Origin of the sequence: Phenylobacterium sp. (genome assembly GCF_016793285.1) — a bacterium.
Classification (GTDB): Bacteria; Pseudomonadota; Alphaproteobacteria; order Caulobacterales; family Caulobacteraceae; genus Phenylobacterium.
In genome coordinates, this window is record NZ_JAEUMO010000164.1 from 1 (window position 1) to 13,918 (window position 13,918).

At 69.7% G+C, this 13,918-nt stretch carries 16 protein-coding genes and 1 tRNA gene; 6 read left to right on the forward strand and 11 right to left on the reverse strand.

Annotated features, from left to right (window positions below; genetic code table 11):
- Both JNL41_RS14895 and JNL41_RS14900 read right to left on the reverse strand, forming a co-directional pair.
- A partial coding sequence (locus JNL41_RS14895) for an SDR family oxidoreductase (RefSeq protein ID WP_293476240.1) occupies positions 1-456 on the reverse strand: 456 nt, incomplete at its 3' end.
- Between the two features lie 94 nt (positions 457-550).
- The gene (locus tag JNL41_RS14900) at positions 551-1,267 is read right to left on the reverse strand and encodes a PEPxxWA-CTERM sorting domain-containing protein (RefSeq protein ID WP_293476242.1); all 717 of its coding nucleotides are present in this window, start codon (positions 1,265-1,267) and stop codon (positions 551-553) included.
- Between the two features lie 255 nt (positions 1,268-1,522).
- Here JNL41_RS14900 and JNL41_RS14905 point away from each other — a divergent pair, with 255 nt between their 5' ends.
- Positions 1,523-2,512 carry a LuxR C-terminal-related transcriptional regulator gene (locus tag JNL41_RS14905; RefSeq protein ID WP_293476243.1) on the forward strand — a complete coding sequence of 330 codons (990 nt, stop codon included), beginning with the start codon at positions 1,523-1,525 and terminating at the stop codon, positions 2,510-2,512.
- An 85-nt stretch (positions 2,513-2,597) separates the two neighbouring features.
- Here JNL41_RS14905 and JNL41_RS14910 read toward each other — a convergent pair whose 3' ends face one another.
- The 7 genes from JNL41_RS14910 to JNL41_RS14940 all read right to left on the reverse strand — a co-directional run bounded on the left by JNL41_RS14910 (position 2,598) and on the right by JNL41_RS14940 (position 6,315).
- Positions 2,598-3,266, reverse strand: a complete 669-nt coding sequence (locus JNL41_RS14910) for a PEPxxWA-CTERM sorting domain-containing protein (protein WP_293476244.1) — start codon at positions 3,264-3,266, stop codon at positions 2,598-2,600.
- A 410-nt stretch (positions 3,267-3,676) separates the two neighbouring features.
- Complete coding sequence (locus JNL41_RS14915; protein WP_293476246.1) at positions 3,677-4,183, reverse strand: SOS response-associated peptidase family protein; 507 nt, start codon at positions 4,181-4,183, stop codon at positions 3,677-3,679.
- 10 nt (positions 4,184-4,193) lie between these two features.
- Positions 4,194-4,850, reverse strand: coding sequence for a PEPxxWA-CTERM sorting domain-containing protein (locus tag JNL41_RS14920; RefSeq protein ID WP_293476248.1), 657 nt, complete (start codon positions 4,848-4,850; stop codon positions 4,194-4,196).
- A 241-nt stretch (positions 4,851-5,091) separates the two neighbouring features.
- Positions 5,092-5,334, reverse strand: coding sequence for a hypothetical protein (locus JNL41_RS14925; RefSeq protein WP_293476250.1), 243 nt, complete (start codon positions 5,332-5,334; stop codon positions 5,092-5,094).
- Positions 5,335-5,411: 77 nt separating this feature from the next.
- Positions 5,412-5,576, reverse strand: a complete 165-nt coding sequence (locus JNL41_RS14930) for a hypothetical protein (protein WP_293476251.1) — start codon at positions 5,574-5,576, stop codon at positions 5,412-5,414.
- Positions 5,577-5,654: 78 nt separating this feature from the next.
- A complete protein-coding gene (locus tag JNL41_RS14935) occupies positions 5,655-5,825 on the reverse strand; it encodes a hypothetical protein (protein WP_293476253.1) in 171 nt (56 codons plus the stop codon).
- 416 nt (positions 5,826-6,241) lie between these two features.
- Positions 6,242-6,315: transfer RNA gene (locus JNL41_RS14940), tRNA-Cys, on the reverse strand.
- Between the two features lie 111 nt (positions 6,316-6,426).
- Here JNL41_RS14940 and JNL41_RS14945 point away from each other — a divergent pair.
- The 5 genes from JNL41_RS14945 (at position 6,427) to JNL41_RS14965 (ending at position 12,675) form a co-directional block, all read left to right on the forward strand.
- The gene (locus tag JNL41_RS14945; RefSeq protein ID WP_293476255.1) at positions 6,427-6,990 is read left to right on the forward strand and encodes a protein-L-isoaspartate O-methyltransferase; all 564 of its coding nucleotides are present in this window, start codon (positions 6,427-6,429) and stop codon (positions 6,988-6,990) included.
- Between the two features lie 121 nt (positions 6,991-7,111).
- Positions 7,112-8,674, forward strand: coding sequence for a TolC family outer membrane protein (locus JNL41_RS14950; protein ID WP_293476257.1), 1,563 nt, complete (start codon positions 7,112-7,114; stop codon positions 8,672-8,674).
- A gap of 136 nt (positions 8,675-8,810) precedes the next feature.
- Positions 8,811-9,419, forward strand: a complete 609-nt coding sequence (locus JNL41_RS14955) for a DUF2497 domain-containing protein (protein WP_293476259.1) — start codon at positions 8,811-8,813, stop codon at positions 9,417-9,419.
- 152 nt (positions 9,420-9,571) lie between these two features.
- Complete coding sequence (locus JNL41_RS14960) at positions 9,572-12,244, forward strand: valine--tRNA ligase (protein ID WP_293476261.1); 2,673 nt, start codon at positions 9,572-9,574, stop codon at positions 12,242-12,244.
- Positions 12,245-12,306: 62 nt separating this feature from the next.
- Positions 12,307-12,675, forward strand: coding sequence for a hypothetical protein (locus JNL41_RS14965; RefSeq protein WP_293476263.1), 369 nt, complete (start codon positions 12,307-12,309; stop codon positions 12,673-12,675).
- Here JNL41_RS14965 and JNL41_RS14970 read toward each other — a convergent pair.
- Together JNL41_RS14970 and JNL41_RS14975 are read right to left on the reverse strand one after the other, a co-directional pair.
- Positions 12,672-13,724 (reverse strand): PepSY-associated TM helix domain-containing protein, encoded by a 1,053-nt coding sequence (locus JNL41_RS14970; protein WP_293476265.1) that lies wholly within the window; start codon positions 13,722-13,724, stop codon positions 12,672-12,674. The two genes, JNL41_RS14965 and JNL41_RS14970, sit on opposite strands and share 4 nt — an antisense overlap.
- The coding region (locus JNL41_RS14975) for a TonB-dependent receptor (RefSeq protein WP_293476267.1) at positions 13,724-13,918 on the reverse strand (195 nt) is incomplete at its 5' end. The genes JNL41_RS14970 and JNL41_RS14975, both read right to left, overlap by 1 nt.

The window sequence follows — 13,918 nt, forward strand, 5'->3', positions numbered from 1 at the left end:
GACCATGCCGGCCTTCGAGGCGGCGTAGTGCCAGTGCGCGGGCGAGTCGCCGCGATAGGCGGCGCGGCTGGCGATGTTGACGATCCGGCCGCCCGTTCCGCGTTCGCGCCAGTGCAGGACCGCGCGGCGGCAGAGGTCGGCCGCGGCCTGCAGGTTGATCTGCATCGTGCGGCCCCAGGCGGCCTGCCAGTCGGTCAGCGCGGCGTCCACCGGCGCGGGCTCGAACACGCCGGCGTTGTTCACCAGCACGTCGATCCGGCCGTCCAGGAGGCGAAGGGCCTCGCTCCACAGGCGCTCGGCGCCGAGAGGATCGGACAGGTCGGCGGCCACGCGGCCCGGCGCCGGGCGGCTGCTGTGGCCGACGTACCGCGCGCGTCCATCCAGCGCGTCGGCGATGGCGGCGCCGATTCCCCGGCTGGAGCCGGTGACGAGGACATGGGGCAGGGCGCTGAGCATCCCCGCGGTCTAGGTCGGCTGCACGCGGGTGTCGACCCGGGCGGAATGGAGCTCCCGCGGTGACGGGGGCTCCATTCGCGTGGCGCCGGCTCGTCTAGGTCGCGGCGACGCGGCGTCGCTGGGCCCGGAGCGCCGTGCCGGCGAGGGCGAAACCGCCGATCAGGAGCGCCCAGGTGGTGGGCTCGGGGACCCCGCCGCCGCCACCGCCGCCGCTGGAGACCGTGCGGCTGAACGCGCAGCGATCGTCGCCGCTGGCGCAGGTCATGCCGAAGGCGTCGAAGGCGGGGAACTTGGAGTCGCCGTTGGAATCCACGCCATAGGCGCCGATCGTCATGGCCGTCTCGTAGAACTTGTACGTTCCCGCCGCCGCCGGTCCGCCGAACGGCGTGAAGGTCAGCCAGAGGAAGTCCAGGGATTCCCCGGCGCTGAGCGTGAAGTCGGCGGGCGGGGACTGGAAGGCGTACTCGTATTCCGCGGGCCCGCAACCCGGGGGGACGAAGGTTCCGGAACAGCCGAGGTAGCCCGCGAGACCTATGCCATAGGGCTGGTTCACGTCGATTCCGGCGTCGGTGAGCTCGGTGAGGCTCGGGCCGCCCGAGGTGACAGCGCCGAATTCGTCGACGCTCAGCGTGGCCGAGTTCGCGTCCAGGGTCAGGCGAAGGTAGACGTCGATCACGTCGTTGGGGCCGGCCGTTCCGGTCGGTTGCACGAACGACAACGTACCGAAGGCGGCCGTGGCCTGCGCGGTGGCCGGAAGGCCGCCGCCGCCCAGGATGGCCGCCGCCGCGAGTATCGCCGGGAGTTTCTTCATCTCAATCCTCACTGTTCATGTTCGCCCGGAGCTGGGTCCGGGAAATTCCCCTGTGAGGGGAAAAGCGAAGTAGTTTCAGACAGATGCTATGGCGAGGGCGCTCGGCGCTCCATGGCGCCGATGCACCCCAATTCGCGGCGCGGGATGGCGGCGCCCGCCGCGGCAAGCTCCACAATGATGCATATGCTCTATGGGCGCTGCGCGGCGGCGACCTATGCTGTGGCGGACGCTGGGCGTGGGAGAGGTCGCGGCCACTTGAATTTTTCCCGACGCATCAACCAGGTCGCGCTGGACATCCACGAGGCGGCGCCGCTCCGTCCGTTCGCCACGTTTCGGGAAGGCTGCCTGCATCGGCTGCGCGAACTGATCCCCTTCGACTCCGCGATCTGGGGGTCGGGCGTGCAGGAGCCGATGCTGATCTTCGGGATCGCCGCGGTGGACTTCTCCGCCGAACGCCTCGTGGAGTACGGCGTGCGCTGGCAGGCCCACGACCTGCTGCGTGCGGCCGTCGCCCAGCGCCCGGGCGAGGCGCTGCGCAACGAGGACATCCAGACGCTGGGCGAGCACTACCAGTCCGAGATTTACCAGGCGTTCTGCGGGCCCGGCGGCATGGAGCACGCCCTGGGGGTGACCGCGATCGACCCTGTCACGCAGGTGGGCGAGCTGGTCTACCTGTTCCGGGCCGACCGCCGGGCGGTCTTCCGCGACGACGAGCGCGACGCGCTGGAGCTGCTGATGCCGCATCTGGCGGCGGCCTGGCGCCACCGCCTCCTGTGGCACGTGGCGCGCGGCGGCGACGGGAGCGGGCGCGCGCCGCCGCCGCTCCCCGACGGCCACGCCGTGGTCGACGGCCTGGGGCAGGTGCATGCCTCGGATCCCGCGTTCGGCCTCCGGATGCGGACCCTCTTCGACGGCTGGATCGGCCCGCTGTTGCCGCCGCCGCTTCGGGCGCTGGTGGCCGGGACCGGCGACCGGACCCAGGTGAAGGGGCAGCGGTTCCGCCTGCACCGGGGCGGCGACCGGCACGTGCTGTCCTTCGCCGACCTGGCGACCGAGCCGCCGCTGTCTCCGGCCGAACTGCGGGTGGCCACGGCGTTCGCGCGCGGACTCACCGCGGCCGAGGCGGCGGCCGAACTGCGCATCAGCCGGGCCACGGCGAGGAACCAGTTGGCGGCGGTCTACGCCAAGCTGGACGTCCACTCGAAAGTCGAACTCGCCCGCCGCCTCGAGGACGCGGGCGGCTGAACCGGCGGCGAGGCGACCGCCCCGCGCCAACGAAAAAGCCCCCGCGCGAGGCGGGGGCCAATCGTTGCGTCCAGGACGCCTGGGCTCAGGCCGTGGCGGCGGCCCGGCGACGGGCCCGCAGCATCGAGCCGGCGGCGCCGAAGCCCAGGATCATCAGCGCCCAGGCCCCGGGCTCCGGGACCGCGGCTGCGCCATCCAGGCGCAGGACGGGGCTGCCGACCGAACTGCCGTTCGTGTAGACGCCGTCGTCCTGCAAATCGCCGGACGGGGTGGCGTTCTTCGTCAGGTTGGTGAAGCCGATGAGGAACTTGCCGCCGGCCGCGCTGTTCACGTCGGCGAGCGCGTTCCCACCCAGCGTGATCGTGAAGATGTTGCCGTTCAGAGCGAAGAAGTTCCCGTAGTTCGATCCGCTGCCGAGATCGATGTAGGTCGAGTCGTCGCTGGTCGTGCCGTTCTCGAACACCGCATAGGCGGTGCTGACGTCGTAGACGCCGATCTGGTCGCCGATGACGTCGCCGTAGAAGTTCAGCGCGAGTTCGAGCTGCACCGTCGTGTAAACGCCGACCGGAATGTCGAACGCCGCCCAACTGTTGAAGCGGCCGCCGAATTCGTTGCCGGTGAAGGTGTTGTTCCCGTCGGCGGCGCCGTTCGTGTAGGCGAAGAACTGGGGCGCGCCCGTGTCGTTCGCCCAGCCCTGGGCGGACGAAGCGATATCGAGCGCCTGCGCGGCCCCCGCGCCGCCGACGGCGATCATCAAGGCCGCAAGGCCCGCTGCAGTTGAATTCCGAGACATCCTGTTCCCCGGTCGATATGTGTCGCTCGCGACTTACCGGGAAACCGAACGGCGATCTACGAAACTCACCCACCAGGGGAAATATGGCGAAGCTTGCCGGATAGGTTGGAGGCCTGACCGGGATACGAACCCTTGCGCGAGGTTGTACGCGGCTGAGCAAATTGTAGGCGCGGCCCCTAGGTCGCATTGGCCTACCCATGCAACGCCGTGCATCGCCAAGCGTCCCTGTGACGCGCAGCATCGCCTTTCCCGGGCCGTCGAGGCGTAGCCACTCGATGCCCTGGTCGAAGGTCAGCACGCCGCCTGACGGGTGTGCAGCGGCTTTCCGGTGTCGGGCTGCGGCGCCGAGAACGCTTGCCCGGGCGGCCCAGTCACGAACGCGAAGCTCTCGACCGGCTCCTGCCCTGGCGGCTCCCATCGATCCCAGCGCCGGCGAAGTAACGGACCCGGTCAGCCTCGTCCTGCGGGTTCCACATGATCGACCAACGGCGCTTCGGCGTCTTGGGCTTCCAGTGGGGCGGCGTGTCGTACTCGATGAAGTCGGTGAGCGGGACGAGGCAGCGCCGCTCGGCGTAGGGGCCGGCGAAACTCGGTAGCTTCTCGACCGTCTCGAGGCGCGCGTTGGTGCAGAGGTTCTTCCAGTCGTTAGGCGGGCCGCGGTGGCGCGCCGGGATCAGCCACCACCGCATCTCGACGCTTTCCAAACCACCGGCCGGGTCGCCAGGATCGACGGCCCGCAACACCGGCGCGCGGTCGGTCGGCTTGAAGGGCTGGTTCAGCGGCCGGTTCGAGGGGCCATGCGTCCAGCGGATCGGGACCCTTGATCTTGCGGATCTCGGTTGGGTCCCATGAGAGCTGCAGCCTGGTACTCGTTGCACATTACAGTGCTCAAGCCCGCTGGCCGGCCGAGGCGGATTTCGCGGCTCGGCGGCGTAGCAGCGCGCCGGTGAGGCCGAAGCCGCCAAGCATTAGGGCCCAGGATGACGGCTCCGGCAGAACACCATGTCGAACGGTCAAACTGGTTATCTGAAGGTCCACGGACCGGCCATCGAAGATGATGTGCGCGCCGATGGGGTCTGTGCTGGACACATCCTTGTCCACGGCGCCTACCCTGCCAGGAGTATAGGCCCAGAAGAACATAGACCTCTGGCCATCCGCGGCGTCCGCCACGCTGTGGATTATCAGCGCGTCCTCGTCAGCGACGATCCGTCCTTGGTACGCCCCCGTGAAGTTGAACAGCCCTACGCCCTTCAACCGGAAAAATGCGCGCGTGATCGGGGTGGTGGTGCCGTAGAGCCCCCCTCCCTGCAGGACGACGTCTTCATGCGGCGGCACACCGAACGTCGTGCCTAGATCGGTGTCGTATTCGATCACGGCCCGCCACGCCTGGCCTACTACGCTCGGGCCGCCTCCGAGCTCCCCGTTCGCGCCATATCCGGCGGTGACGACGCCGCGGTAGTCGGCCCACATCTGGACCGCGCCGGCCGACGCGGGCGCTGCAGCCGCGCCGATAGACGCAAGGAGCGCGAGCAGCGTGCCTTTCATCGTTTTTCCCCCCGACCACGTTCAACGCGGTCTGCCGATCTCCGTGGCGCGACCGCCGCTCCGCGTTGCGCCAGAGGTACTAGCCGTCGGCAGTCTTCTTCGCAAACAGCGACTTCCAGGACGCCCGAAACTGACCCGCGCCGTTGGCTAGTCGAATCTCTAGGGGAGCTAGGTCGCCATCCCGAAACGCGAAGGCCCCCGGTGATCGCCGGGGGCCTTTTTGCCGCGCGCCGATCTGGGCCTAGTCGTCGTCGGCCGTGATCTCGCCTAGCAACTCTCGGATGGCGTCCAGCTCCATCCCGTGTTGCTCCTTGAGACAGATAGCCAGCGCCAGCGCCAGCGCCACAGAGCCGGGGATTGACGACGGCTCATCGGTGGCCGCCCAACGTCGCGAGGTGCGGTCGGTCGCGCCCAGAAAGACGCCGGCTCGAACTTGGCTGAGCCCTAGTCGGGCGATGGCGTCTCGGTATTCCTGCGGCGACATGGGCTGGGGCTCCTCCGCCGCCCCCATAAGGCGTGTCGCGGCATCCCGTAAACTGGCGTGTACACGCTTAGCGGCGCTCATAGGGCGGCCTGACGCTTCCTGATCTTCTTCGCCAACTTGTCGAGCCGGTCTAGGCGGTCGCACGTCTCGCCCCATTGCTCGCCTTCGGCGTTCCTGCCAACGTACTTTGCGGTGAGGCCTTCGACCTCGCGAAGTAGCGCCTCTATTTCCTTCTCCCACACGGGGCTCTCTCCGGTCTCCGAGGTAGGGTGGTAGTAGCGGGGGAGCGGGCGCAAGCCCCCCCTTGGCGGGCTCACCGCCTATGCGTTCGCGAGCCATTCGAATTGCGCCACCGCTTCGTCCAAGTGGTCCTGCTCGGCCTCGCCGGCCGTGGTGACGCTGACGATGTATTCCATCGCATCGCTGCCCTCCTTGCCGATAATCCTGACCGCCCTGCGGACGGCGTCTTTCTCGCTGTTCGTCAAAGCCATGTGTTTCGTCTCCTGTTGCCGGGCGGGAGTGCCCTTGCACGCCTTCGGCCCGGCCACGCTCGCGCGCTCCGGGCCTAGGCGGGTTCTCCGCAGTGCCGGAGGAGTTAGGTCCAAGCCTCCTGCTTGGCCTGCGCCTCCAAGAACTTGACGATGCGCAGGGTCACGGCGAAGTTCCCGGCGACGAAAGAGGGGCGGCGGCTTGGAGCTGGTCGAGCATCGGTGCGGGTCCTGTCCGGCCGGGCGGGATTGCCCCTGCCGACGCCCCGTAATAGGCTAACCTAGCCTAGGTCACAATCGCCTATGACGTGTACACGCAAACTAACTTTCTGTGCGAGGCTGCGCGCCCCAATGAACCGGCCCGTTTAGGGTGCGGCTTAGGGTTTCGGCCCCGCAGGGCGTGATTTCCGAGGTTGAGGTGGAGGCCTGACCGAGAATCGAACTCGGGTGCACGGATTTGCAGTCCGCTGCGTCACCACTCCGCCATCAGGCCGCCGGAGGTGAGGCGCGGGACTAGCAGAACGCCCCCATAGCCGCAATTGCCTTCCGGGCGAGGCTGCCTATAACGCCCGCCAACGGACACTGCCGTCCGCAAGGATTCCCGATGGCCGACTTCGCCGCCGCCCGCCTGAACATGGTGGAGAGCCAGGTGCGCACCCAGGACGTCACCGACGTCCGCATCCACGACGCGATGCGGAAGCTGCCGCGCGAGAGCTTCCTGCCGGCCGGCAGGACGCACCTCGCCTACGCCGACATCGAGGCGGAGTACGCGCCGGGCCGCGTGCTGCTGAAGCCCCGCGACGTGGGCAAGCTGGTGCAGGCGCTGCGGCCGATGCCGGGCGAACGTGCGCTGGCGATCAGCGCGCCCTATGCGGCGGCGGTGATAGAGGAACTGGGGGCCAGCGTGGTCCGCATCGAGGCCGGCGAGGCGCTGCCCGCAGGGTCGTTCGACATGATCGTCTGCGAGGGCGCCGTCGCCCGCGCGCCGGACGCCTGGACCGCGGCGCTCGCGACGAACGGTCGCCTCGGCATCGTCGAGCGTGACGGCCCCGTCGGCCAGGCCGTGCTCTATGTCCGTTCGTCCGAAGGAGTAGGGCGGCGCGACCTGTTCGACTGTTTTCCCCCCGTGCTGGCGGGATTCGAGGCGAATCGCGGCTTCGCCTTTTAGTTGCCGCTGAAATCGCCGCGTAACGAGGCGGTGTGAAAAAAGCTTAAGGTGACGTGGCTTGGCCCACGCGGCAGACGACAGCATATAAGCCAGCGTCTCTCGCGAGATCGGGGATAAGAAAATGCCGATGAACTTCCGCGGCGGTCTGTTGGCCGCGACCGTGTGTGCGGGCGCGCTTGGCGCCACCGCCGTCCCCGCCGGGGCGGAAACCCTCGCCGATGCGATCGCGCTGGCCTACCAGAACAACCCCCAGCTTCAGGCCCAGCGCGCCACGCAGCGCGCGCTCGACGAAAGCTACGTCCAGGCCCGCACCAACTTCCGCCCGACGCTCAGCGCCACGGGAAGCTGGAGCTACTCGGAGTCGGCGGTCCCGGCCCGCGTCGCCATCATCACGGGCCAGGCGTTCGACCGCAACGGCGACGGGATTCCCGACGCCGGCGGCCGCTCGGACTCGGCGCTGACCCGGGCGGGCCTCACCTTCACCCAGCCGCTCTGGACCGGCGGCCGCGCCGCCGCCGCGCTCAACGCCGCCAACGCCGACGTGCTGGCGGGCCGCGAGAGCCTGCGCCGCGTCGAGGCCTCGGTGCTGAGCTCGGTGATCCAGGCTTACGCCGACACTCGCCGCGACCAGGAGTCGCTCCGCATCCGGCAGGAGAACGTCAACGTCCTGACCAACCAGCTCAAGGAGAGCCAGGCCCGGTTCGACGTGGGCGAGGTGACCCGCACCGACGTCGCCCAGTCGCAGGCCCGCCTTGCCCAGGCGCAGGCGCTGCTGCAGCAGTCGGTCGCCCAGCTCGCGATCACGCGGGCCGGATACGCGACGCTGGTCGGGCAGAATCCGGGCACGCTGGAGCCGGAACCGTCGCTCGCGTTCATGCTGCCCAGCGACCCGGACGAGGCGTACAAGGTCGCCGAGCAGTTCAACCCTCAGCTCCGCGCGCAGCAGTTCGCGGAAGAGGCCAGCCGCGCGCGCGTCGCCGGGGCCCGGGCCGAGCGCATGCCGACCCTCGGCGTCCAGGCCACGCTCGATTTCCGCAACCAGGTCCGCGAGGAGATCTGGGACCGGGACTTCTTCACCCGGGGCTCCAGCCTCGGCGTCCAGGTGCAGGTGCCGCTGTTCTCGGGCGGCCTCGTGAGTTCGCGCGTCCGCCAGGCGGTCGAGCGCAACAACGCCGACCGGATCACCGTCGAAGGCGTGCGCCGCAACGTGCTCCAGGGCGTGACCCAGTTCTGGAGCCAACTGGTCGCCGCCCGCGCCAACATCGTCTCGAGCGAGGAGCAGGTCCGGGCCGCGATGATCGCCGCCGAGGGCACCCGCGAGGAGCAGAAGGTGGGCCTGCGCACCACCATTGACGTGCTGAACGCCGAGCAGGAGCTGCGCCAGGCCGAGCTGAACCAGGTCAGTTCCCGGCGCGACGAATACGTCGCCGCCTCCAACGTGCTCGCCACCATGGGCCGGCTGGAGGCCAAGAACCTCATCCCCGCCGTCCAGCAGTACGACGCGGCGAAGAACTTCCGGAAGCTGCGGATCACCTGGGGCTGGGTGCCGTGGGAAGAGCCGGTCGCCATCGTCGACCAGGCGCTGACGCCCTGGCCCGCGGCGGCGCCCGCCGAGAAGCCGACGGAGAAGGCCATCGGTCCTGGACTGCAACCGCCGCCGGCGGTGTCCGCGGGCAGGAAGTAGCCTTCGCCGCGGCCGTAGCGCGCACCGGACGACGCACGCTCCGGATCCAGGCCGGTCTCCCGAACATTCGCCGTTCAAGCGAACCGCCGAATGCTCTAGGGTCCAGGCGCCTGGATTCAACCGCAGCGGCAAGGTCATGAGCGAACAGAGTTCCCAAGAACCGACGATGGAGGAGATCCTCGCCTCCATCCGCCGCATCATCTCGGAAGACGAAGCGCCGGCCGAAGGCGGCGAGCCCGCCGCGGCGCCCGAGTCGGAGTCAGAGGCGGAGCCGGAACCGGCGAGCGCCGAACAGCCGGCGCCGATCCCGGAGCCCGAGCCGGAACCGGCGGCCGCTGAAGTAGCGGCGCCGCCGTCGGCTCCGCCTGAGCCCGAACCCGAGCCCGACGCGGAGGACGACGACCTGGAGCTGACGCAGCGCGTCGAAACCCACGGCGACCTCGACTTCGTGGAGGCGGTGGCGCCGCCCGAGCCGGCCCCCGCACCGGTGGCGGAGCGGTCGCCGGAGCCGGCGCCCGTGGCCGCGACGCTCGTGAGCGAGCACGTCGCCACCGCTGCGGCCGCCGCGTTCGGCCGACTGTCGGCCAATATCGCCATGCCGGCGTCGGACCGCACGCTCGAGGACGTGGTGCGCGAACTTCTGCGCCCGCTGCTCCAGCAGTGGCTGGACGACAACCTGCCCGCCATCGTCCAGCAGGCCGTCGAGTCCGAGGTCGATCGCATCGCGCGCGGCCGAGTACGCTAGAGATCATCGCTCCCCCGCCGGGGGAGCCGTCAGCGCAGCCTGACTGAGGGGGCTTCCTCCACCGGAGGTGACCCCCTCCGGCCCTTCGGGCCACCTCCCCCAACGGGGGAGGAACTGCTACACGCACGCGCTCAGCCAGAAACAGTCCGTAGATGCTCGACAAGACCTTCGACCCCAAGACCGCAGAACCGCGCCTGTACGAGGCCTGGGAGAAATCCGGCGGCTTTGCGCCTACCGACGACCCGAACGCCGAGCCGTTCTCCATCGTGATCCCGCCACCGAACGTGACGGGCTCGCTGCACATCGGCCATGCGCTCAACAACACCCTGCAGGACGTGCTGATCCGCTTCGAGCGGATGCGCGGGAAGGCCGCCCTGTGGCTGCCCGGCACCGATCACGCAGGCATCGCCACCCAGATGGTGGTCGAGCGCCAGCTCGCGCTGAGCGGCAATCTCAGCCGCCGCGACCTCGGCCGCGACGACTTCGTCGCCAAGGTCTGGGAGTGGAAGGCCCAGTCGGGCGGCACGATCGTCAACCAGTTGAAGCGCCTGGGCGCCTCCTGCGACTGGTCTCGCGAGCGGTTCACCCTCGACGAGGGCCTGAGCGCCGCCGTCCGCAAGGTGTTCGTGAAGCTCCACAAGGAGAAGCTCATCTACCGCGACAAGCGGCTGGTGAACTGGGACCCGCACTTCCAGACCGCCATCTCCGACCTCGAGGTCGAACAGCGCGAGGTCGACGGCCACTACTGGCACTTCGCCTACCCGCTGGAGGACGGCTCGGGCGAGATCGTCGTGGCCACGACGCGGCCCGAGACGATGCTGGCCGACACGGCGGTCGCCGTTCACCCGTCCGACGAGCGCTACAAGGCCGTCGTCGGCAAGGCCGTGCGCCTGCCGATCGTGGGCCGCCCGATCCCGATCATCGCCGACGAGTACCCCGACCCCGAGAAGGGCTCGGGCGCGGTGAAGATCACCCCGGCGCACGACTTCAACGACTTCATGGTCGGCAAGCGCCACAACCTGCCCGTCATCAACATCTTCGACGACTTCGCACGCATCAACGACAACGCCCCGCCCGAGTACCGCGGGCTCGACCGCTTCGAGGCCCGCAAGAAGGTGGTGGAGGCGTTCGAGGCGCTGGGCCTGCTGCGCGAGATCGAGAAGACCCGCCATACCGTGCCGCACGGCGACCGCTCCGGCGTGGTCGTCGAGCCCTACCTGACCGACCAGTGGTACGTCGCCGCCGACGTGCTGGCCAAGCCCGCCATCAAGGCGGTGGAGGAGGGCGACACCGTCTTCGTCCCCAAGAACTGGGAGAAAACCTACTTCGAGTGGATGCGGAACATCCAGCCGTGGTGCGTCAGCCGCCAGCTCTGGTGGGGCCACCGGATCCCGGCCTGGTACGGGCCCGACGGCAAGGCGTTCGTCGAGGAGACCGAGGCCGAGGCGCAGAAGAAGGCCGACGAGCACTACGGCCGACCTGCGCCGCTGAAGCAGGACGAGGACGTCCTCGACACCTGGTTCTCGTCGGGGCTCTGGCCGTTCTCGACGCTGGGGTGGCCCGAGAAGACGGGCGACCTCGCGCGCTTCTATCCCACCAACACCCTGATCACCGGGTTCGACATCATCTTCTTCTGGGTCGCCCGGATGATGATGCAGGGCATCCACTTCACCGGCGAGGTCCCGTTCAAGCGGGTCTTCATCAACGCCCTCGTGCGCGACGCCGAGGGGAAGAAGATGTCCAAGTCCAAGGGCAACGTCATGGATCCCCTGGAACTGGTGGACGAGTACGGGGCCGACGCGCTGCGCTTCACGCTTACGGCCATGTCGGGTCAGGCGCGCGACATCAAGCTCTCGCGCCAGCGGATCGAGGGCTATCGCAACTTCGGCACCAAGCTGTGGAACGCCACGCGCTTCTGCCAGATGAACGGCTGCGCCCGCGCGGAAGGGTTCGACCCGGCCGCGGTCAGGGCCCCGCTGAACCGCTGGATCGTGGGCGAGACGCAGCGCACCGCGGCCGCGGTGACCGAGGCGTTGGCCGATTGCGGCTTCGCCGACGCGGCCGAGGGGCTCTACCGCTTCATCTGGAACCAGTTCTGCGACTGGTACGTCGAACTGGCCAAGCCGCTGCTGAGCGGCGCCGATGCGGCCGCGAAGGCGGAGACCCAGGCGACGGCCGCCTGGGTGCTGGATGTCATCCTGAAGCTGCTGCACCCGGTGATGCCCTTCATCACCGAGGAGCTCTGGGAGAAGACCGCCGACCTCGGCGCGCCGCGCCCGCAGGGCGGCTTCCTGATGACGGCGGCGTGGCCGGATCTGCCCGCCGCCCTGATCGATCCCGCGGCCGACGCGGAGGTCGCCCTGATCGTCGAGACGATCACCGAAGGCCGCTCCGTCCGCCAGGGCCTGAACGTGCCGCCCTCGGCTCAGCCGCCGCTGCTGGTGGTCGAGGCCTCGGCCGAGCAGCGGCGGGTCCTGGAGGCCAGCGCCGCCCTGGTGCAGCGCCTGCTGCGCGTCGCCGAGGTCCGTTTCGTGGACGCCGCGCCGGCGGGCTCGATTCCCTACGTGGTGGCCGGCGCCACGCTGGCATTGCCTGTGGCCGACTTCATCGACATCGCCGCCGAGCGGACGCGCCTGACGAAGGAGGTGGCCGCGCTGACGGCCGACATCGACCGCACCGCCAAGAAGCTCGCCAACCCCGACTTCGTCGGCCGGGCGCCGGAAGAGGTGGTCGAGGAGAACCGCGAACGGCTGGCCGAGGCCGGGGCCGCCAAGGCCAAGCTGGAAGAGGCGCTCACCCGTCTGGGCGGCGCGGCGGGCGCTTGAGGGGCGCAACGCCTCTCGTCGTCCTCGCGCTCGCGACGCCGGCGACTGCGGCGCCTTTCGCCGTGACGTTCCGCAACCCCGAGACCGTTCAGCTCGTCGATCTGGGCACGCTCAGCCGCTCGCGCGCCAGGGTCAGCTACGACCACATCATGATCGTGCGCCCGAAGGCCGAGCTGGCCGAGGGGCGGCTGAGCCACCTGCTTGAGCGGCATGAGGCGGATTGCGCGGCCGGAACCGTGCGGCGGCTGTCCATGGCGGCGGTCATGATCGATGGCGATCCGGATGCTCCGGCCATGACGATCGAGGACGACCCGTGGACGCCGGGTGAAGCTGGAGAGCTGGCGGCGGTGTGCGGCGCGGCGGCGAAGGCCGCGGAAACCACGGCCACGATCGAGGATGCCCGCCGGTTGCTGGACAAGCCGCCGGGCTAGCCGGCTCTGGCCGCGGCCTGCCGAACCCGGCGGCGCGCGGGAAACAGCTTCCGCCGGTAGGATTCCGCGCCGTAGAGGCTGAGCGCGATCAGCGCGAGACCCGCGGCGAAGGTGACTGCCTTCCACGCGACGCCGCCGACCTTGGAGGCGTGGATGGGCCAGAAGGCGTTGTAGGCCCTCTGCGCGGGAGCATATGCGAGCGCATCGTCGACGCGCGCGATTCGGCTTGTGGCCGGGTCGATCCAGACCACGGTGCGGCCATTGGCATGCCACTCCGCGGGTTGGCGCAGGCGGATCGAAGCGGGCTTTCCGGGCGCCGCGGGCAGGATGGCCATGCGGATCTGGGCGTCGGGGAAGCGGGCCTGGGCGGCCGAAAGCGCCCCGGGCCAGTCCACATCGCCGGAACCCACCGCGGGTGGCCGCGATGGCTGGAAGCCCATCACGCGGGCGGCCAGCGCGTCCAGGTTCAGGGCCGCGCCCGTCAGCGTGATGACGACCAGGACCGGGGCGGCCATGAGGCCCAGGTCGCGGTGCGCCGCGAGCCAGCCCGCGCGGCCCGCGCCCGGCGCGATCCGGCCCCTGAAGCTGCGCCAGGCGGGCGCCCAGACGATCAGTCCCGTCACGACCATCAGCGCGGTCGCCAGACCGATGGCGCCGGCGACCGTGGCGCCGGTCTCGCCCGAGAGCAGGTGGTGGTGCAGGTCGAACAGCCAGTCGACGACGCGGGCGTTCCTGTCCCATCCCTGGATGACCTCGCCGTCGGAGGTGAGGTAACCGCCGCCGCCGTCGGCGACGTAGGCTTGGTGAAGTCCGACCTCGGGCCCAGCGAAGGTCACGCTGCGCAGGCCCGGGAAGGCGGCCTGGGCCGCCGCGAGGCTCTCGGCCGCGGTGTCCGCCGTGACGGTCGCCGAGGCGTCCGCGCCCGGGACGGTGGCGCGAATCCACTGCGGCTTGAAGACCAGCAGGACGCCGGAGACGGCCAGCGGAAGGACCAGCAGGCAGAGCGCGAGCCCCGCCCAGGCGTGGACCTTGCGCAGGACGTTCAGCATCAGAACGCCCGGGTGACGGCGAACTTCACCGTCCGCGGCGCGCCGACGCCCAGCAGGTTGTTGCCGGCCGAGTTCCAGTAGCTCTTGTCGAACAGGTTCTCGACGTTGACCTGCAGGGTCGTGGGATGGCCGGCGATGTCGCGCTGGATGCGCAGGCCTGCGCTGGCCGTGACGTAGCCGTCCACGAACGCCTG

Bases quoted from the DNA above. Each gene is read 5' to 3' on its own strand.
- JNL41_RS14935 (WP_293476253.1), bottom strand. From the start codon at position 5,825: ATGGCTTTGACGAACAGCGAGAAAGACGCCGTCCGCAGGGCGGTCAGG.
- JNL41_RS14920 (WP_293476248.1), bottom strand. From the start codon at position 4,850: ATGAAAGGCACGCTGCTCGCGCTCCTTGCGTCTATCGGCGCGGCTGCA.
- JNL41_RS14945 (WP_293476255.1), top strand. From the start codon at position 6,427: ATGGCCGACTTCGCCGCCGCCCGCCTGAACATGGTGGAGAGCCAGGTG.
- JNL41_RS14955 (WP_293476259.1), top strand. From the start codon at position 8,811: ATGAGCGAACAGAGTTCCCAAGAACCGACGATGGAGGAGATCCTCGCC.
- JNL41_RS14960 (WP_293476261.1), top strand. From the start codon at position 9,572: ATGCTCGACAAGACCTTCGACCCCAAGACCGCAGAACCGCGCCTGTAC.
- JNL41_RS14970 (WP_293476265.1), bottom strand. From the start codon at position 13,724: ATGCTGAACGTCCTGCGCAAGGTCCACGCCTGGGCGGGGCTCGCGCTC.
- JNL41_RS14910 (WP_293476244.1), bottom strand. From the start codon at position 3,266: ATGATCGCCGTCGGCGGCGCGGGGGCCGCGCAGGCGCTCGATATCGCT.
- JNL41_RS14925 (WP_293476250.1), bottom strand. From the start codon at position 5,334: ATGTCGCCGCAGGAATACCGAGACGCCATCGCCCGACTAGGGCTCAGC.
- JNL41_RS14950 (WP_293476257.1), top strand. From the start codon at position 7,112: ATGCCGATGAACTTCCGCGGCGGTCTGTTGGCCGCGACCGTGTGTGCG.
- JNL41_RS14900 (WP_293476242.1), bottom strand. From the start codon at position 1,267: ATGAAGAAACTCCCGGCGATACTCGCGGCGGCGGCCATCCTGGGCGGC.